Origin of the sequence: Chryseobacterium camelliae (assembly GCF_002770595.1) — a bacterium.
Taxonomy (GTDB): domain Bacteria; phylum Bacteroidota; class Bacteroidia; order Flavobacteriales; family Weeksellaceae; genus Chryseobacterium; species Chryseobacterium camelliae.
In genome coordinates this window covers 1,437,150-1,456,200 of record NZ_CP022986.1, presented here as the reverse complement: position 1 = coordinate 1,456,200, position 19,051 = coordinate 1,437,150, and the positions used below count along the sequence as shown (strand labels likewise).

Here is a 19,051-nt window from a genome sequence, read left to right as displayed (position 1 = left end):
CATCAGCTGGAAAAGAGCTGAATTATATGGGTTTTATTGTTGATGAATTTTAGTTCCACATGATAAGCAAGGTTTTTTTGTCCTTTTACAATCGCTATAGTTCCGGATTATCAATTGACTATCCCGGTTTTTACAGTATTTTGTACAGACACTTTTAATATTGATATTTAGGTCTGATATTTGTAATATGTAGCGAAAATATTTCGTCTTATAATAGCTATGAAAAACATATCTGTAAAAAAAATATCAGTATCTGCATTATGCATGGCATTAATGCTTATTTCATGTAAAAAAGAAGTTGAGAAGATCAAAGATGCCGTACAGGATACATCGTCTTCTGTGGTCACGGATTCGCAAGATAAAAAAGACTCAGCTGTTGTGAAAAAAGATTCGGTGATAGAAAAGGAGTCTATGCCGCCGGCCATGCAGGAAGACGGATTTTATAATGCTTTTGTGCTTCCTAAAAGTAAGAAACTGAAGGATTCCATGTTTGCGGTATTCAGTAAAAAGTATAACGAAAAAGAAAGGTATGCTATTTTAGCTCTGAACCGCCTGGATTCCAAAAACAAATGGAATGCAGATACCCTTGTCGTTCCGAAAGATATCGATACGACCCTGATGGCCTACTCACCTTTTCCTATGCAGCTTGATATCCTAAGCAATGTCAAGAAATTCGTAGTGTTTTCTTATCCGCTTCAGGCGTATGGTGTGTATTCCAACGGCAGCCTTGTAAAATGGGGGCCTACCAGCATGGGTAAAAAATCTGCCCAGACCACCCGCGGGCTTACCTTTGCCAACTGGAAAAAGAAACTGGCAATCTCTACAGTAAAAAGCGAATGGAAGCTCCCTTATAATTTCAACATCTTCAATATGGGCGGCATCGGATGGCATCAGTATGACCTTCCCGGTTATCCGGCTTCACATTCCTGTCTGAGATTGCTCATGAAAGATGCTCAATGGCTGTATTCTTATGCGGATACATGGATCCTGAATCCGGGCGGTGCCACAACAAAAGCGAGGGGAACGGCTGTTTTGGTATACGGAGACTATCCTTGGGGAAAAAGAAAGCCATGGAGAAAACTTCTGGATGACCCTAATGCCAATAATGTCTCTGTAGAACAGATGACCAAAATGATAGAACCTAATATTGATAAAATACTGAAAGAACAGGATAACAGGGAAAAAGTAGCCGATTCAATGAAAGCGGCCAAAGCAGAAGTCCTGGCAACCCAGGAAACTTCTGATGCAACGCAATAATCTGTGGATTAATTCTGGGTTTCAAAAGGAAGTGTAGATTCTTCTGCAAATCTTCTCAGCTTTTTCATTTCTTCCCTTCCTTTGTATTGTCCGAATTGGGCAGCTGCATAGGTAAGTGCAATACAGAACAACATCACAAAAGAAGCAGACAATGCCCATGGATATTCATGGCTGTTAATCTGCTTTTCCACATAATACATGGAAAAGAATGTCATCCAGAGAATGGAAAAGAAAAAGTAAAGGAACATAAAAAATGTCCAGACTGAATGGCTGGGTCCGAATATACCCCTGATCACCGTTTTTTCATCTTCCTGTTCGATCCTTAGTGCAAGATTTGGTTTCCAGTAATTGTCGTATTCAGTTTCAACACAGATTGTTGCAACCTCATGGTTGATGTTCCCTGAAAACTCATCATTATGCTCATGAAGGTATTTTTTCAGGTTTTCGGCATATTGTTCCTTAGTCAGATGGGTGAACATTTTGAACCTGGGACGCGTTCTTATTCTGTCAATGGTGCTTTCTTCAGTATTCATAATCATTTCTGTTATTTATAGAGACTTGCTGTATTAATAGCAGTTCATCCTTACATGATTGATAACAAAAAACATTCCCGTCTCTGAGAATGTTTTTACTTTTTATATTATATGGGTTCTTATTTTGAAAAGAATTCCATCAGGTCCATATAATTTTTCTGGTTGACTCCATGACCGCTCATATACTCTCTGAAGGTAAAATAACAGCTGAGATCATACAGCAGGTCTGCCGCCTTGCGTCCCCATTCCAGAGGGATGACAGCATCATCTGTCCCGTGTGAGACAAAGAAACGAAGCTGCTCCAGTTTTTTCTTGTCTTTTACAATATGTTCCAGTAGCTTTTCTTCAGGATAGCTGCTGAGGCAGGCAACATGGCTGAACATTTCAGGATAGCTCAAGGCCAGTGCATAGCATAGGACTCCTCCCTGGCTGAAGCCGCATAAATGTGTTTTGGAGTTGGTGAGCCCGTAATCATTAATGACTTTGAGAATACTTTCCAGTACGGCATTTAAAGACTCTTTAGCCTGCGGAACATTCACAAATTCTCCAGGATTATTGAAATTGATATCATACCATGAATACCCTTCAAACTGGGTAGGATGAGGAGCCCTGAAGCTCACAATAAGCCAGTCGGCAGGAAGCGTTTCCCTGAAGCTGAAAAGGTCCTGTTCATTGCTTCCGTATCCGTGCAGCATGAATAGGACAGGAGTGTCCTGGGTCAGCTGCTCGGGCTCTCTTATCAGATAGTCTAAATTCATAAGAGCAAAGATAATTAATAATCAGGTTATCCTGATACAACCTGTAAAAATCCCATTCATTACAATATGAATTTATTTTTAAGTCTTTGTAAATGAAATGTTTTATCCAAAAACGACTATGGTATAAACCAGAATAATATTTTTATTGATTTACTATTAATAGGAAATCTTTATTGGAATATTTTCATAAAACGTATTTTTATATTGATAAAAAAGCTATATTTGGAACATTAAAAAATCTATTTGGAGAAATGAAGCAATTTTACAAATCAAAACGTGTACTCAGACTTTCTTTCCTGTTCGCCGTCTTATTTTCTGTAGTTTCTGTAATGAATTCATGTAAGGATGATAAAGAGGATGAATTTACGGACCATATTGTAAAGTTTGAAGCAAAAATAGTGAATGGTACAGGCAGTGGTACAGGAACTTTCAAAACTGTGGTAACACAGGTAGGAACAAGCCAGAATACTATTTTTGATCCTACCGGTACTACCTGGAGCAGTGGTGATATATTTGTAAATTCGAGCCAGTCTCAGCTGAACCTTGCTTCTAATGCTGTTCTTCCGAATGCCGATTCTAAACTTATTGTAAGTATTTGGGTAGACAGTGAAGTAGCGAAAAGCGATACAGTAACCGGATCCGGGACTAAAAACGCCGCTGTTGCTTACAGCTTCCTGGAATTGTAATAAAATCTTATAAGATAAAATAGCAAAGACCGCATATATTGCGGTCTTTGCTATTTTATAGAACAGTTTCGGCGCGGCTTCGGAGAAGCCGCGCCGAAACCCATTACATTACTTTAATAATAAAATAGTTTTTCTTTCCTTTCTGTAATAAAAGAAACTTATTGTCAATAAGATCATGCTCGCCGGCCAGGAAAGTATCATCAACTTTTTGTTTGTTAACAGAGATTGCATTACCCTTGATTTCACGCTGGGCTTCGCTTTTGGATTTAAGAAATCCTGATTTTTCTGAAAGAAGATCAATAACAGGCACATTCAGTACATCAGCCTTGGCTATTTCTTTCTGAGGTACGCCGTCAAAAACATCAAGAAAGGTTTCTTCATCCAGGCTGATAAGATCTTCAGCGGTAGAACGCCCAAAAAGAATTTCAGAAGCTTTCAGCGCTTTTTCATATTCCTCTTTACCGTGTACCCATACCGTAACTTCTTCAGCGAGTTTCTTCTGAAGTTTTCTTTCGTGAGGGGCGGCTTTATGATCTTCAATAAGTGACTCGATTTCTTCTTTACCTAAAAAGGTATAAAATTTAATGAATCGTTCAGCATCATTATCAGTGGCATTAAGCCAGAACTGATAAAACCTGTACGGTGACGTTTTCTTTTTATCCAGCCAGTAATTTTCACCACTTTCAGATTTTCCGAACTTGGATCCGTCTGCTTTGGTAATTAAAGGTACGGTAAGCGCAAAAGCTTCTCCCTGTGCTTTTCTTCTGATCAGCTCTGTTCCGGTCGTGATATTTCCCCACTGGTCAGAACCGCCCATCTGAAGCTTTACCTGGTTATTCTGATACAGGTGAAGGAAATCGTATCCCTGGATCAGCTGATAAGTAAATTCCGTAAAGCTCATTCCGTCTGCACCGCTCTCTCCGGAAAAACGCTTCTTCACGGAATCTTTTGCCATCATGTAATTAACGGTAATGTTTTTACCTATATTTTTAGCAAAATCAAGGAAGGAGATGTTCTTCATCCAGTCATAGTTATTCACCAGCTCTGCCCTGTTCGGTCCGCTGCCTTCAAAATCTAAAAATCTTGAAAGCTGGTTTTTCAGGCAGTCTACGTAATGCAGGAGTGTTTCCTCATCCAGAAGGTTCCTTTCGGAAGATTTCCCGGAAGGGTCCCCGATCATTCCGGTTGCACCACCTACCAATGCGATCGGCTTGTGGCCATGCTGCTGGAAATGGGCTAAAATTTTAATCTGAATAAGACTTCCGATATGTAAAGAATCGGCAGTAGGATCAAAGCCGATATATGCGGTAGTGACCTCTTTATTCAGTTGCTCATCGGTTCCGGGCATCATGTCGGCAAAAAGGCCACGCCATTTCAGTTCTTCAATAAAGGAGTTCATTGTATTTTCTTTAAAATTTTACTGGCAAAGATAATAAATTCAGCGGTATCGGACTGAGGCGGACGGCAGAAAGGCATAAAGAACCCTTTAAATATAAGAATCCTGAAGCCCGTGGTAAGTTCTTTGCTTTTTCTGGTAATTAAAGTATATTTGTTTATAATGAATGACGAACAATTATTCCTGCTGATCCGCAGAGCAAAAGAGAAAGACCAGAAAGCCCAGACGAAGCTGATTAATATTTTCTGGGTGGATGTTTTTTCATTTGTCATGAAAAAGGTCAGGGATGAAAACGATGCCGATGAAATTACGGTCAATGTTTTTTCCAAAGTGCTTTCCAAGCTGGATATGTTTGATCCTCATTTCCAGTTCAAAACCTGGATACTTACCATTGCCCAGAACACCGTTATTGACTTCTGGCGTAAAAAGAGCCGCGAAAACCAGGATCCTACCGAAAACCTCGAAGAAGTAAAGAACCAGTATGCTAAATCCCCGGAGGAGCTGATGATCTCGAATGAAGAGCAGAAAAAAATAATCAAGACCATTGAATCGCTGGATGCCAATTACCAGGATATTATCAAACTCCGTTTTTTTGAGGAAAAAAGCATCAAGGAGATTGCTGATGAATTAGGGATTTCTGTCGCCAATACCAAGGTAAGAGTGATGCGTGCTAAGAAGGTCCTGGCAGAACTGCTGAAAAATAATGAGTTTGAGGACTTGTAATTTGCAACCCTTTTAATTTGATCAGATCAGATGCACTTTGAAATCATCTGTTTCATCAATAGACCTGTTTGATGGTTTCGATAAAAAAATGCTTAACTTTGACCTTCAATTCTAGAGATGGAAAATTTAGTTCAAGATACTACCGTACAAAAACCAAAGTGGATCCGTGTAAAGCTCCCTACCGGGAAAAACTACAGAGAACTCAGGACTTTGGTTGATAAATATAAACTCAATACCATTTGCCAAAGCGGAAGCTGCCCGAATATGGGGGAGTGCTGGGGAGAAGGGACCGCAACATTTATGATCCTGGGGAATATATGTACCCGTAGCTGTGGATTCTGTGGGGTGAAGACCGGGAAGCCGATGGATGTCAACTGGGATGAGCCTGAAAAAGTGGCCCGTTCAATCAAGTTGATGAAGATCAAACATGCCGTGCTTACATCCGTAGACCGTGATGACCTTAAAGATATGGGGTCTATCCTTTGGGCAGAAACCGTGAATGCGGTAAGAAGGATTTCACCCGGAACAACTATGGAAACGCTGATCCCGGATTTTCAGGGGATCACCAAACATCTAGACCGGTTGGTAAGTGTAGCACCTGAAGTTATTTCGCATAATATGGAAACGGTAAAAAGGCTGACCCGGGAAGTAAGGATCCAGGCTAAATATGAAAGGAGCCTGGACGTACTGAGATACCTCAAGGAAGCCGGACAGAGGAGGACCAAAACCGGCGTGATGCTTGGTTTAGGGGAAACCAGGGATGAAGTTTTCCAGACGATTGAAGATATCAGGAATGCTGATGTGGATGTCATTACACTGGGCCAATACCTTCAGCCTACCAAAAAACACCTGCCGGTAAAGAAATTCATTACTCCGGAAGAATTTGATGAATTCGGGGATTTTGCAAGAAGTTTAGGATTCAGGCATGTGGAGAGTTCGCCTTTGGTTAGGAGTTCTTACCATGCAGAAAAACATATCCATTAATAATTAACGCTCCTTTTAGGGGCGTTTTTTACAGATCATCTCTTCATATGTTCTTTCCTGAATTCTGAAGGGGTCTGTTCCATATGCTGCTTAAAGAGTTTATTGAAGTAAGAAAGGCTTTCAAAACCTGCCTGGAAACAGGCTTCTGTAACCGAACTGCCTTTCAGGAGTGATATTTTAGCCTGGTTGATGCGGTAATTATTAACAAAGCCTGTAAAAGTCATATCCGTCTGTTTTTTAAAATACCGGCAGAAAGCAGGCGTACTCAGCCCGACGATCCTGGCAATCTCATTAACATCCGGTTTTTTATCATAATGCTCATCAATATAATGGTAAATGGCGCCCATCCGGATCTTATCGTTCATAAACCACTGTACACGCGTATCCTCCTGATTAAGCACTTTAACCTCCCTGGAATGCGCAAGAATCTGCAGGATCTCAATCAGGCTCATAACAGCTTCAAAGGAATCCTGGGTTTCCATGATACGCAGCTTTTCCACTACGGTTTTTTTTGTCGCGCCAAAAAATGATAGTCCAAGACATGAGCGGTCCAAGAGTTCTTTTACGGCATTAAATTCTGCCATGGCAGTCAGGTTACGGGTAAATTCTTCCTGCATCTGAAGGACCAGCTGCCGGCATTCGGTCTGGATGCCGTAGTCAAAGTTAAGATGCGGGACGTTGGACCCGATCAGCAGGAGATCGTGATCGGTAAACTTTGAAATATCTTTACCCACATGCCGGATTCCATGGGAAGCTTCCACATAGACCAGCTCGGTTTCAGGATGGTAGTGCCAGTAGAAACAATTTTTAAGCGATGGTGAAAACAGTTTGAAGGACTTTCCTTCTTCAAAATCTATGATCTCTTTCTGGATCTTCATTGGTTCTGTTTTGATGATTTATTGGGTTAAATTTAAAAGAAAAGATTAATACAGAGCAAATTTTTATCATTAGCGGTGGAGCAGAAACCATAATTTCTGGCGATTTTTGCACTTTCAAAAACAATAGTAGACAAGTCATGGCAACCATAGATAAAAGGATTATACCGCTTGCAATAGGCGGATTAGGCATCGGGACAACAGAATTTACCATTATGGGACTGTTGCCGGACATGGCCAGAACATTGCAGATCAGCATTCCGGAGGCGGGACACCTTATTTCAGCTTATGCGCTTGGAGTGGTTATCGGTGCTCCGTTTCTGATCGGATATTCAGTAAAGTTTCCTCCTAAAAAAGTGCTGATGTCACTGATGGTCATTTTTACCATTTTCAATGCTTTGTCTGCGATAGCTCCGGATTATACCACCATGCTGATCATCAGGTTCCTGTCCGGACTTCCTCACGGTGCCTTCTTTGGAGTAGGAACGGTAATGGCTTCCAGGATGGGTGGAAAAGGAAAAGAAGCATTTTATATTTCCCTGATGTTTACCGGGCTTACCGTTGCCAACCTGGCTATGGTGCCTCTGGTAACTTATATAGGGCATACTTTTCACTGGCGGTGGTATTTCGCCATTGTTGCGGTTATTGGTCTTATAGCCCTGCTGTTCCTTAAGTTATGGCTTCCTGATCTCCGGAACAATCAGAATGCGCATTTTATGGAAGAGCTTAAATTCCTGAAAGGCAGGCAGGCCTGGCTGGTATTGATGATTACAGCCATCGGTTTCGGGGGGCTTTTTACCTGGTTCAGCTATATTACGCCTCTGATGACGGTAGTGGCAGGAATCAAAAGCAGCCAGATGGCTTATGTGATGGTGATCGCCGGAGTAGGGATGGTAGCCGGAAATTTGGGTGGCGGAGTTCTGTCGGACAGGATGAGCCCTGAAAAAACCTGCTCCCTGTTGCTGTTGCTGATGATGTTTTCACTGGCCGGAGTCTTCTTTCTTTCGCAATACCAGAATATAGCCCTGGTGCTAACCTTTGTTTGCGGTGCATTATCCATGTCAGTAGCTGCGCCCATCAATATCATGATGATGAAGGCAGCCCCAAAAAGCGAAATGATGGCTGCCGCATTCATGCAGGCTGCCTTCAATATTGCCAATGCTATGGGCGCTTTTCTTGGGGGAATCCCTTTGGAACATGGCTACACTTTCAATTATCCGTCCCTGGTAGGAGTGGTCATGACCGGAATCGGACTGGCTATCAGCCTCCGGTATAAATACCTGTATGCGGGAAAATCAGCACTAAGTATGAAGTCATCATCAGATTCTCTGTAATGGGGCAGCATTAAGATAATTTATTAAATCACGATCAAAATAATTGAGAAAAGTAACGATAATTTCATTTATGGTGAATTAATTTTAAATATATTTGTATTGAAAACTAATAACCATGAAGGTAAGGGGTATTGTAGAGCAATGCCCACTAAAAAATCCGTCCCAGTTTTATCTGAAACGGATTTTTTGTTTTTTAATTTTACCTCTATGCTTCTACTTCGTTACCATTGGTACACCAGTACAATGCATTGTATAAATTTTCTTTCGGAAAGGATTTGCATTCTCCCGGCATCAGTACGCTGAAAGCATCGGTAAAGTTCTGAACGCCCTCTTTATCAGTCACAATAGCCGTACGGTTCCATTTTGTGAAATTCTTTACTCCCAAAAGCGCATCTTCTATCCATGCACCCATTGTGAATTTGTCTAAATCCGTATCCAGATACAATAAGTAATTCAGCTCTCCATATTGGTCTACCTTCTGTTGAACACGCGGAATCACCAGTTGTTCAAAATCTTCTTTCGTCACTTCTCCCGTTGCATTGAAAGCTGCAACATTTTCCGGAGCTTCGGGAATAATCTTTATCATATCGTTATTATTTAATGTGGTTTGATTTTAGATCACATAACAATAAGTACGCCAAGTATCATAGAACTACTTTCATAATGAATAATTTTATATGATAAGCCTATTATTTGTGTAAAATATTATAAATTTTCAAATCATTTTAACAGGATTTTATGTATTTAAAAATACTCTTGAAATCAAAGCATTAAAAAAGTATCTGTATAATATCCAATCCTGAAATATCTTCCGCAGGCATATTAAATCATCTCAAAAAATAATGAAAAGACAGCCGAATACAATTGTAATCATTATTTTTGTTAAAAATTGACTCATGAAGAAGTTCATGCTAATGGCTGTTATCAGCCTGGGGATTGTATCCTGCGCTACTCAAAATAAAAAAGATACTATGGATTTACCGAAGGAATGGAAACACACCACAAACATCTATGAAGTAAACACAAGGCAATATACCAAGGAAGGAACCTTTAAAGCCTTTGAAAAGGAAATGCCCCGTTTGAAATCCATGGGGGTGAAAACACTCTGGTTCATGCCGGTAACACCGATCGCCCAGGAAAATAAAAAAGGAAGCCTGGGAAGTCCCTATGCAGCATCGGATTATACATCTATCAATCCTGAATTCGGGACCATGAATGATTTTAAGCATATGGTAAACGAAGCCCACCGGCTTGGTTTTAAAGTCATTATTGACTGGGTGGCCAACCATACGGGCTGGGACCATATCTGGACCAAAACCCATCCTGAATTTTACCTGAAAGATCCGGACGGATCTTTTCACCGGGCTTCAGGAATGGATGATATCATTGAGCTGGATTACAGTAAAAAAGAAGTACGCAGAGCTATGATTGATGCCATGAAGTTCTGGGTGCAGGAAACAGGAATCGACGGTTTCCGTTGTGATCTCGCTTCATGGGTGGAAGCTGACTTCTGGGAGGAAGCACGCCCGGAACTGGATCAGGTAAAGCCTCTGTTCTGGCTGGGAGAATTTGATGAACTTGAAAATCCTGAACACGGAAAAGTTTTCGATGCCAGTTATTCATGGAAATGGATGCACGTATCTGAAGATTACTATAAAAAGAACCTGCCTTTACAGGACCTGAAAGATCTGCTGATCAAATATTCCAATATCGGTGACGGCTCAATGAGGGCGTGGTTTACGGCCAATCATGACGAAAATTCCTGGAATGGTACCGAGTATGAAAAGTATGGCGTGATCACCAAGCCTATGGCTGTTTTTTCAGCGACATGGAACGGTGTGCCGTTGCTGTATTCCGGGCAGGAACTCCCGAATATGAAAAGGCTGGAGTTCTTCGAGAAAGACCCTATTGCATGGACGAATAATTACCAGATGGCTGATTTTTATAAAACGCTGCTGGAACTTAAATCATCCAATCCGGCACTACGCGGTGGTGATACGGCAGTGACCACTTACCTGTTGAATACGACGGCCAATGATAAAATCCTGGCTTATCTGAGAAAGAACGGCAAAGATGAGGTGCTGGTAGTACTTAACATGTCTAAGGAACCCGTGAGCTTCAGTATTCAGGATGATCATGTGTCAGGAAGTTTCAAAAATGTATTTGATAAAACCAAAAGGGATTTCAGTGCCGGAAAAGATTTCAGCTTCAAAGTTTCGGATTATGCTGTCTTTGAAAAATAAATGAGCAATAATATATATTTGAATAACAGGCAGCCTTAAGAGCTGTCTGTTTTATTATATGACCGGATAAACTTGAAATTAATTCAGTACATTTGAGAGTGATCATAAGGATATGGACAAGTTAATCATACGTGAAACCCTAGAAAATAAAATCTCGGACAAGATCAGCCATCTGGAACGGCTGATTGAAGAAGCCAGAGCTTCAAATAACGACACCAAAAGCTCCATGGGCGATAAATATGAGACGAGCCGTGAGATGCTGCAACAGGAAATCAACAATTTACAGAAGCAGCTGAACGAAGTGCTGAGCCAGCAGGCAGTATTCAGAAGGATCAGTGCAGATTCCTGTTCTAAGGTACAGAACGGAGCACTGGTAAAAACAGATAAAGGGATGTTCTATATCTCTGTCTCTGCCGGTGATCTGATGATCGGTGGAAAAAAAGTAACGGCTGTTTCGCCGGAAGCGCCACTGGCAAAAATGATGTTTGGCAGGAAAATGGGAGAGACATTTGCGGTTAATACCATTGAACAGACCATTCAGGAAATCTGGTAATCAATATACGGATCATTATGAAGATAAAAACCATTCTTTCAGTCATTTGTATGGCGTTGTATATGTATCTGCCTGCACAGGTTAAGGCTTATGTTTCCGGCAGGTCTTATGACATTCAGTATGTGGATATCAGTGTTGATGACCTCATCATCAGCATCAATGCGGAAGGGCAGATCATCAGGTTTTATCAGGATCCTCTGAACGGGACTTTCGATTATTACGATGATCAGCTTTTTGACCGTTACCGTGACGGGAAACTTAAAAGCATCGGCAATACCAAAATAGAATACTGGGATGCACCGGATCAGGATGACCCCAAATACGGGAAGATTAAAAAGATCGGAAATGTAACCGTACAGTACTGGGAAGATACGATCGTTGAAAAAGAAAAACTGGGCAAGGTGAAAATGATCGGTTCTGTTCCCATTGATTATTGGGGGAATGACCTTACCGACAACAGCCGGCTCAGGAAAATAAGGTCCATCGGCAATATTACGGTGGATTATGGATTAAAGGATTTTACAGACCAGAGCCGGTACAGGAAACTAATCAGGTTTGGCAATGTAAAACTCGATTACTGGAATGACAATATTGTTGCTAAAAATAAATTCGGCAGGCTGAAATCCATCCAGGGGAATACCAGGGAAGTAACTGTGGTACTGTTATAAGACAGTGAAATGAATGCAAACACAAATCACATAAATTTTTAATAATGGGAATACTTGAAAACAAAGTAGCGCTGGTTACAGGTGCAGGGTCAGGGATTGGTCTTGCCATTGCCGTAACCTATGCCAGAGAAGGAGCGAAAGTTATTGTTTCCGACATTAATGAAGAACACGGGAACAAAGTGGTTGAACAGATCAAGTCAGGTGGGGGTGAAGCATCTTTTGTAAAAGCAGATACATCAGATCCGGCACAGGTAGAAGAATTGGTAAGAAAAACGGCAGAAATATACGGAAGGCTTGATATAGCCTGCAATAATGCCGGAATCGGCGGTGAGCAGAACCTTACCGGGGATTACAGCATCGACAGCTGGAAAAAGGTACTGGATATCAATCTTGACGGGGTATTTTACGGCTGTAAATATGAAATCCAGCAGATGGAAAAGAACGGCGGCGGCGTTATCGTTAATATGGCGTCCATTCACGGCACCGTTGCTGCACCGCTTTCTTCAGCATATACTACGGCGAAACATGCTGTGGTAGGCCTGACAAAAAATATCGGAGCAGAATATGGGCAGAGAAATATCCGTTGCAATGCTGTAGGTCCGGCCTATATCGAAACGCCTTTATTAGAAAGCCTTGACAGTGATATGAAAGATGCATTGGTGGCAAAACACCCGATGGGAAGATTGGGCAAGCCGCAGGAAGTTGCCGAGCTGGTCCTGTTTTTAAGCTCGGATAAGGCTTCTTTTATGACGGGAGCCTACTATCTGGTAGACGGCGGATATACTGCTGTTTAGATCACGGATAATGTCTAGAAATACAAAGCATTCCAAACAGGATGCTTTTTTTATGTCTTCCTATACCGGAAAATGCCGTATATTTTTTCTAAATTTGAGGCATAAAAACCCTTCGGAATGCAAAACTACCTAGACCTCCTACAGCATATTTTAGACCACGGAACTGATAAGACCGACCGTACCGGTACCGGTACGAGAAGCGTTTTCGGGTATCAGCTGAGATATGACCTTTCTGAAGGGTTTCCGCTGGTAACCACTAAAAAAGTCCACCTCAAATCCATCATTTATGAGTTGCTGTGGTTTCTGAAAGGAGATACGAATATCAGGTACCTGAATGACCACGGCGTGTCCATCTGGGATGAATGGGCCGATGAAAACGGTGATTTAGGTCCGGTTTACGGCGCGCAATGGAGAAGCTGGAACGGTGCAGACGGAAAAGTAGTGGACCAGATTACCGAAGTGATTGACCAGATTAAAAAAAATCCGGATTCCAGGAGGCTGATTGTTTCCGCATGGAATGTTGCCGAAATTCCTAATATGGCTCTGGCTCCATGCCATGCTTTATTCCAGTTTTATGTGGCAGACGGAAAATTATCCTTACAGCTGTACCAGAGGAGTGCCGATGTGTTTCTCGGCGTTCCGTTCAATATTGCCAGCTATGCTTTACTGCTGATGATGGTAGCACAGGTGTGCGGGCTTGAGGTGGGCGATTATGTACACAGCTTCGGGGATGTCCATATTTATAACAACCACTTTGAGCAGGTTCATAAGCAGCTCTCCAGAGAAACGAGGCCGCTTCCGACCATGAAGCTTAATCCTGAAATCAAGGATATCTTTGATTTCGATTTCGAAGACTTCACCCTGGAAAACTATGACCCGCATCCGGGGATCAAAGCACCGGTAGCCATATAGAAGATTATTACCGCAGGATAATTATGAAAAAGATCAAACTTTCTTTACTGGCACTTTTATTCAGTATCATTGGCTATGCACAAAATTTTGATGTTGTACCACTGGGAATCTATGGCGGCGAACAGGAAGATAACCTGTCAGCATATCTGCTGGGTGCTCCTGAAGGACATTCCTTCTTATGCCTTGATGCAGGAACGGTCAATGCCGGTATCCGGAAAGCCCTTCAGCTGAAAAGCCTTGACGGATCAGCAGAATCGGTGTTAAAAGACCAGATTAAGGGATATTTTATCTCACATGGACACCTGGATCATCTGTCAGGACTGATTATCAATTCGCCGGCCGATTCCAAAAAGAATATATTTGCCATAGATCCGGTTATCCGGATCCTACAGGACCATTATTTTATATCGGATACCTGGGTCAACTTCGCCGACCAGGGGCAGAAACCAGTGCTTGGAAAATACCACTATAATGAGCTGAAGGAAGAAACGGAAATTTTAGTATCTGAGACGCCATTTTCGATAACAGGATACGAGCTGAGCCACGTTAATCCTTATAAGAGCAGCGCTGCACTGGTGAGAAAAGAAGACCATTATATACTGTATCTCGGCGACACGGGAGCAGACCGTATTGAAAAGTCTGATCATCTCGCTCATCTTTGGTCGTCCATAGCGCCCCTTATTAAAAAGAAACAGTTGAATACGATCATGATCGAGGTTTCTTTCCCGAATAGCCAGCCGGAACATCTGCTGTTCGGGCATCTTACTCCAAAGCTTCTGACTGAAGAGCTGACTCAGCTGAAAGAAAAACTCGGATATACTTCCCTTGAAGGACTTACCATTGTCGTCACCCACAGAAAACCGACGAAAGATAATCCCGAAATCATCAGAAAGGAATTGTTGGAGAATAATATGCTGAAAGTACAGTATGTTTTTCCCGAACAGGGCAAAAAGATCAGCCTTCCATAAACGGATGATTTAAAATGAATAAGAAATCAACGCTGTTGATGGAACTTCAGGAAATTAAAAACTGTTTTTGGGAAAAATGATAAGAGTTCAAAGCCGGAGATTGTATTCCTTCTGTAACATCTCTTGGAATTTTTTAACTTATCGGTAAAATAATCAGCATGCTTAAAAAGATACTTCTTCTTTCTGCCATAGGTCTTTCCGGTACTGCCTTTTCCCAGCATACAGTAAAGGAAAAACTCGGAAACTATCTGGATTCCTTATATCTGCACCATAAAGTGATGGGAAGCTTTGCTTTTGCAGATAAAAGCCAGGCAAAGTTTGTAAAGGTGGTAGGCTTTTCTGATGTAGAACGCCAGCAGAATGCCAACATGAATACACAGTACAGGATCGGGTCCATCAGTAAAACCTTTACCGCTGTACTGGTTATGAAAGCGGTGGAGGAAAAGAAGATATCACTGGATCGGAAACTATCTGACTTTTATCCTGAAATTGCCAATGCAGGCAGGATTACCATTGAGCATCTGCTGCAGCACAGATCCGGTATCCATAACCTGACGGATGAGCCTGAATATATGCAGTATTATACTAAATCCCAAAAGCCAGCTGATCTTGTTGGCATCATAAAAAAATACGCCAGCGATTTTGAACCGGGTTCCAAGTTTGAATACAGCAATTCCAACTACATCTTGTTAGGCCTGATCTTAGAGCAAATATACAAAACATCGTATGCAGAGCTGATCAGTACTAAAGTTACCCGGCCGCTGAAACTGACTTTAACAAAGGTGGGAGGTGCTATTGACCCTTCAAAAAATCAGGCTGAATCTTATGAATATATAGAAGGAAGATACAGGAAAATGCCGGAAACCGATATGAGTATTCCGGGAGGTGCCGGGAACATGGTGTCAACACCTTCTGAGCTGCTGGAGTTTATCATGGGACTGGAGCAGGGAAAGCTGATTAAAAAGGCAAGTCTGGATAAAATGAAAAGCTTTGAAGACAACTATGGATATGGTCTGATCAAGCTGACGTATGATCAAAGTTCCGGCTTTGGCCACAACGGCGGTATTGATGGCTTCCGTTCAGCCGTATATTATTTCCCTGACCTTAAAATTGCCGCAAGTTATGTGGTCAATCAGTCCAGTATAGATACAGATGAAATTTTTGATAAAATGATGTCGGCGGCTACAGGAAAGGATTTTACCATACCAAGCTTCGCCGTGATACAGATTCCTGAAGCTGAACTGCAGAAACTGACCGGAAATTATGCAAGCCCCGCTGTTCCGCTGAAAATCAATATCTTTATTCAGGATAAAGTGCTGATGGCGCAGGCAACCGGACAGAGCGCTTTTCCTCTGGATGCTACTTCCGAAACCAGTTTTAAATATGATATGGCAGGCATCGTCATTAACTTCAATCCTGAAAAAAAGCAGTTTGATATTATTCAGAGAGGCGTTAAAACCACTTTTACGAAAGAATAAATATGAAATACTTAAAAATCAATACCGAGAATACGGCTGACCTTGAAGCTCTGAAAAATACCATTTTACAATTGAAAGGCGTAAGTTCGGCGGAGATCATCGATGATGAAAATCCCGAAAGCGAGCTTAAAAAAGCGTTTGCCAAGACCAAGGAACAGCTGAAGAAAGGCGATTATGAAACCCTGGTGAATGATATTTTCGATATTCTAACAAAAAATAATGCTAAACAATAAATGAAAAAAGCGATTTTATCCATTGTAGTACTGAGCGGGATGTTCTTTTCTTCCCAGCTGTACGCGCAAACCGAAACTTCCGGGAGGGAAAAGGTGTACCGGGCTACCCATACCAAGGTTACGGAACTTAAACATACCAAGCTTAAAGTAAATTTTGATTATCAGAAGGAGCAGATGAGCGGTGAAGAGTGGTTAACCGCTTCGCCTTTCTTTTATCCGACCAATGAGCTCACCCTCGATGCCAAAGGAATGCTTATCCATGAAGTGGCTTTGGACAACAACGGTAAAAAATCCCCTCTCAAGTATGAGTACAAGGATGATATGTTGAAGGTCATGCTGGATAAAACCTATCAGAGGAATCAGGATTACACCGTATACATCAAATATACAGCCCGTCCGAATGAAGTTAAGCAGCAGGGAAGCGCTGCCATCAACGATGCAAAAGGCCTGTACTTCATCAACGCACAGGGTAAAGAGGCGGATAAGCCTACCCAGATCTGGACCCAGGGTGAAACTGAATCTTCATCTGCCTGGTTCCCGACCATTGACAAGCCCAACCAGAAAACCACGCAGGAAATCTATATGACGGTACCGGATAAATACGTAACCCTTTCCAACGGGATTTTAAAGGATTCAAAAAAAGAATCAGACGGGTTACGGACCGACCACTGGGTGATGGATAAGAGGCATTCAACCTACCTGTTCTTCATGGGCGTAGGCGAATATGCGATTGTAAAGGATAAATGGAGGAATATTCCCGTAGATTATTATATCGAGAAAGAATATGAGCCGTATGCAAAACAGATTTACGGCAACACTCCGGAAATGATCGAATTCTTTTCCAAAAGGATGGGCTATGATTATCCGTGGGCAAAATATGCCCAGATTTCAGGAAGGGATTATGTAAGCGGTGCCATGGAAAATACAACGGCAACGCTTCATGGTAGCGGAGTTCTGCAAAAACCGGGACAGCTTATCGATGAAAATGCCTGGGAAGATACCATTGCCCACGAACTGTTCCATCATTGGTTCGGTGACCTGGTAACGGCGGAAAGCTGGAGCAATCTTACCGTAAACGAATCTTTTGCCAACTATTCCGAGTACTTGTGGAATGAATACAAATACGGAAAAGACCAGGCCGACTACCATCAGATGACGGATGTCAATATGTACATCCACAATCCGGCAGATTTCAAAAAAAACCTGGTGAGGTTCAATTATGATTCCCGTGAAGATGTTTTTGACCTTGTAACCTACCAGAAAGGCGGCGGAATCCTTCATATGCTGAGAAATTACCTCGGGGATGATGCTTTCTTTGCCGGTATGCAGGATTACCTGAAGACTAATGAATATCAGAATGCGGAAGCGCATCAGCTCAGGCTGTCTTTTGAGAAAGTTTCAGGAAAAGACCTGAACTGGTTCTTCAACCAGTGGTATTTCGGAAGCGGAAATCCGAAGATCAAATATTCCTACACTTTTGAGCCGGTGAAAAAACAGGTGGCGGTAAGTATCGAACAGACGCAGGATGAGCCGTTCCAGTTCCCGCTTGCGATTGATGTATACGATAACGGAAAACCGAAAAGATACAATGTCTGGGTCAATGCGCAGGCAAAAAACACCTTCAGTTTTGACGTTTCTAAAAATGCCGATCTGGTCAACATCAATGCAGACGGTGTATTGCTGGCTGATATTACAGACACCAAAACACCGGAACAGTATCTGATGCAATTCCAGGGATCAAAAGAATTCAAGAGCAGGTACAACGCGCTGAATGGAATCAAAGATCAGGTGGGCAAAAATCCGGCAGCGACAAAATTGCTTTCGGCAGCCCTAAAAGATCCGTTCTTCAGGACCAGGATCAAAGCGCTTCAGCTGATGGACCTTTCCAATGCAGAACAAATGAAGGCGATGGGTGCAGAGGTTGAAAAATTAGCCACAAACGATCCTAAAACACTCGTACAGGCTGCGGCTATTGCGGCCTTGGCAAAGACCAAGGATAAAAAGTACCTTCCTGTTTTTGAAAAAGGAGTGAATGCCGTTTCCAATGCCGTAAAAGGGAGTTCAGTAGCCGCCATTATCGGTATTGATCCTTCAAGAGCCGGTGCACTTGCCGATAAAATTGACCTGGAAGGGGCTCCGGAAAGTATGATGGAAGCCTTACTTCCGGTTATCGTTAAAAATAAAGTTACTTCTCAGATGCCGAATATTGCACAATATGCTGCATTCTATCCGTTCATTAAATTCCAGAATCCTGAACTGGGTAAAGTGGCGGAAGAAGGCTACAACTGGATCATGGCTTCCGATAACCTGAAAGCGACGGAAAGCATTACCAAAATCCTGGGCCAGGCCAAAGGCCAGATGGGTGATAACCCGCAGGTAAAGATGATGATTTCCCAGATGCTCAAAGATGGTCTGAATAAAAAGATGGAACTGCTGAAGCAGAATCCGCAGAATGCATCCGGCATCAATAAGCAGATTGACCTTATCAACAAGGCAATTGCAGATTTTAAATAGCTGAAAACAATACCTGAAGCACTTCTGAAAAGGAGTGCTTCTTTATTGATGAGAGTCGGCAATCAATACCGGAGTGATAATAAAGTCTTGCTTATGCATTTTATAAATATGGTTTGATGAAGCTCCTGTAAGATGCTTTTTC

Annotated in this window: 19 protein-coding genes; 14 read left to right on the top strand and 5 right to left on the bottom strand. The window is 42.0% G+C overall.

Going from position 1 to position 19,051, the window contains the following annotated elements; genetic code table 11:
* The first annotated feature begins 219 nt into the window (after positions 1-219).
* On the top strand, positions 220-1,257 hold the full coding sequence (locus tag CGB83_RS06625) for a L,D-transpeptidase (protein WP_100075110.1): 1,038 nt from the start codon (positions 220-222) through the stop codon (positions 1,255-1,257).
* Between the two features lie 8 nt (positions 1,258-1,265).
* Here CGB83_RS06625 and CGB83_RS06620 read toward each other — a convergent pair whose 3' ends face one another.
* Complete coding sequence (locus CGB83_RS06620) at positions 1,266-1,790, bottom strand: hypothetical protein (RefSeq protein ID WP_100077521.1); 525 nt, start codon at positions 1,788-1,790, stop codon at positions 1,266-1,268.
* A 119-nt stretch (positions 1,791-1,909) separates the two neighbouring features.
* Positions 1,910-2,548 carry an alpha/beta hydrolase gene (locus tag CGB83_RS06615; protein WP_100075109.1) on the bottom strand — a complete coding sequence of 213 codons (639 nt, stop codon included), beginning with the start codon at positions 2,546-2,548 and terminating at the stop codon, positions 1,910-1,912.
* A 251-nt stretch (positions 2,549-2,799) separates the two neighbouring features.
* Here CGB83_RS06615 and CGB83_RS06610 point away from each other — a divergent pair, with 251 nt between their 5' ends.
* Entirely contained in the window at positions 2,800-3,234 is a 435-nt protein-coding gene (locus tag CGB83_RS06610) for a hypothetical protein (protein ID WP_100077520.1), read from the top strand.
* A gap of 103 nt (positions 3,235-3,337) precedes the next feature.
* Here the strand turns inward: CGB83_RS06610 and tyrS are convergent, their stop codons facing one another.
* Entirely contained in the window at positions 3,338-4,633 is a 1,296-nt protein-coding gene (gene tyrS, locus CGB83_RS06605) for a tyrosine--tRNA ligase (protein ID WP_100075108.1), read from the bottom strand.
* Positions 4,634-4,792: 159 nt separating this feature from the next.
* Here tyrS and CGB83_RS06600 point away from each other — a divergent pair, with 159 nt between their 5' ends.
* Entirely contained in the window at positions 4,793-5,353 is a 561-nt protein-coding gene (locus CGB83_RS06600; RefSeq protein WP_100075107.1) for an RNA polymerase sigma factor, read from the top strand.
* Positions 5,354-5,470: 117 nt separating this feature from the next.
* Positions 5,471-6,337: a lipoyl synthase gene (lipA, locus tag CGB83_RS06595; RefSeq protein WP_100075106.1), complete on the top strand. Its 867-nt coding sequence runs from the start codon at positions 5,471-5,473 to the stop codon at positions 6,335-6,337.
* A gap of 35 nt (positions 6,338-6,372) precedes the next feature.
* Here lipA and CGB83_RS06590 read toward each other — a convergent pair whose 3' ends face one another.
* A complete protein-coding gene (locus tag CGB83_RS06590) occupies positions 6,373-7,215 on the bottom strand; it encodes an AraC family transcriptional regulator (protein ID WP_100075105.1) in 843 nt (280 codons plus the stop codon).
* Between the two features lie 137 nt (positions 7,216-7,352).
* On the opposite strand from CGB83_RS06590, the gene CGB83_RS06585 reads away from it, so the two are divergent.
* Positions 7,353-8,546, top strand: coding sequence for an MFS transporter (locus CGB83_RS06585; RefSeq protein WP_172954683.1), 1,194 nt, complete (start codon positions 7,353-7,355; stop codon positions 8,544-8,546).
* 205 nt (positions 8,547-8,751) lie between these two features.
* On the opposite strand, the gene CGB83_RS06580 is transcribed toward CGB83_RS06585, so the two are convergent.
* Positions 8,752-9,132, bottom strand: a complete 381-nt coding sequence (locus tag CGB83_RS06580; RefSeq protein WP_100075104.1) for a SpoIIAA family protein — start codon at positions 9,130-9,132, stop codon at positions 8,752-8,754.
* 310 nt (positions 9,133-9,442) lie between these two features.
* Between CGB83_RS06580 and CGB83_RS06575 the strand changes: the two genes are divergently transcribed.
* The 9 genes from CGB83_RS06575 to CGB83_RS06535 all read left to right on the top strand — a co-directional run bounded on the left by CGB83_RS06575 (position 9,443) and on the right by CGB83_RS06535 (position 18,909).
* The gene (locus CGB83_RS06575; RefSeq protein ID WP_100075103.1) at positions 9,443-10,789 is read left to right on the top strand and encodes an alpha-amylase family glycosyl hydrolase; all 1,347 of its coding nucleotides are present in this window, start codon (positions 9,443-9,445) and stop codon (positions 10,787-10,789) included.
* A gap of 112 nt (positions 10,790-10,901) precedes the next feature.
* The gene (locus tag CGB83_RS06570) at positions 10,902-11,342 is read left to right on the top strand and encodes a hypothetical protein (RefSeq protein WP_100075102.1); all 441 of its coding nucleotides are present in this window, start codon (positions 10,902-10,904) and stop codon (positions 11,340-11,342) included.
* Positions 11,343-11,359: 17 nt separating this feature from the next.
* The gene (locus CGB83_RS06565; RefSeq protein ID WP_157761359.1) at positions 11,360-12,010 is read left to right on the top strand and encodes a hypothetical protein; all 651 of its coding nucleotides are present in this window, start codon (positions 11,360-11,362) and stop codon (positions 12,008-12,010) included.
* Between the two features lie 44 nt (positions 12,011-12,054).
* The gene (locus CGB83_RS06560; protein WP_100075100.1) at positions 12,055-12,804 is read left to right on the top strand and encodes an SDR family NAD(P)-dependent oxidoreductase; all 750 of its coding nucleotides are present in this window, start codon (positions 12,055-12,057) and stop codon (positions 12,802-12,804) included.
* A 117-nt stretch (positions 12,805-12,921) separates the two neighbouring features.
* Complete coding sequence (locus CGB83_RS06555; RefSeq protein ID WP_100075099.1) at positions 12,922-13,716, top strand: thymidylate synthase; 795 nt, start codon at positions 12,922-12,924, stop codon at positions 13,714-13,716.
* Between the two features lie 23 nt (positions 13,717-13,739).
* A complete protein-coding gene (locus CGB83_RS06550) occupies positions 13,740-14,684 on the top strand; it encodes an MBL fold metallo-hydrolase (protein ID WP_100075098.1) in 945 nt (314 codons plus the stop codon).
* 158 nt (positions 14,685-14,842) lie between these two features.
* Entirely contained in the window at positions 14,843-16,162 is a 1,320-nt protein-coding gene (locus tag CGB83_RS06545) for a serine hydrolase domain-containing protein (RefSeq protein WP_100075097.1), read from the top strand.
* 2 nt (positions 16,163-16,164) lie between these two features.
* Positions 16,165-16,395 (top strand): hypothetical protein, encoded by a 231-nt coding sequence (locus CGB83_RS06540; RefSeq protein ID WP_100075096.1) that lies wholly within the window; start codon positions 16,165-16,167, stop codon positions 16,393-16,395.
* The gene (locus CGB83_RS06535) at positions 16,396-18,909 is read left to right on the top strand and encodes a M1 family metallopeptidase (RefSeq protein WP_100075095.1); all 2,514 of its coding nucleotides are present in this window, start codon (positions 16,396-16,398) and stop codon (positions 18,907-18,909) included. It begins immediately after the preceding gene.
* Positions 18,910-19,051: the final 142 nt, after the last annotated feature.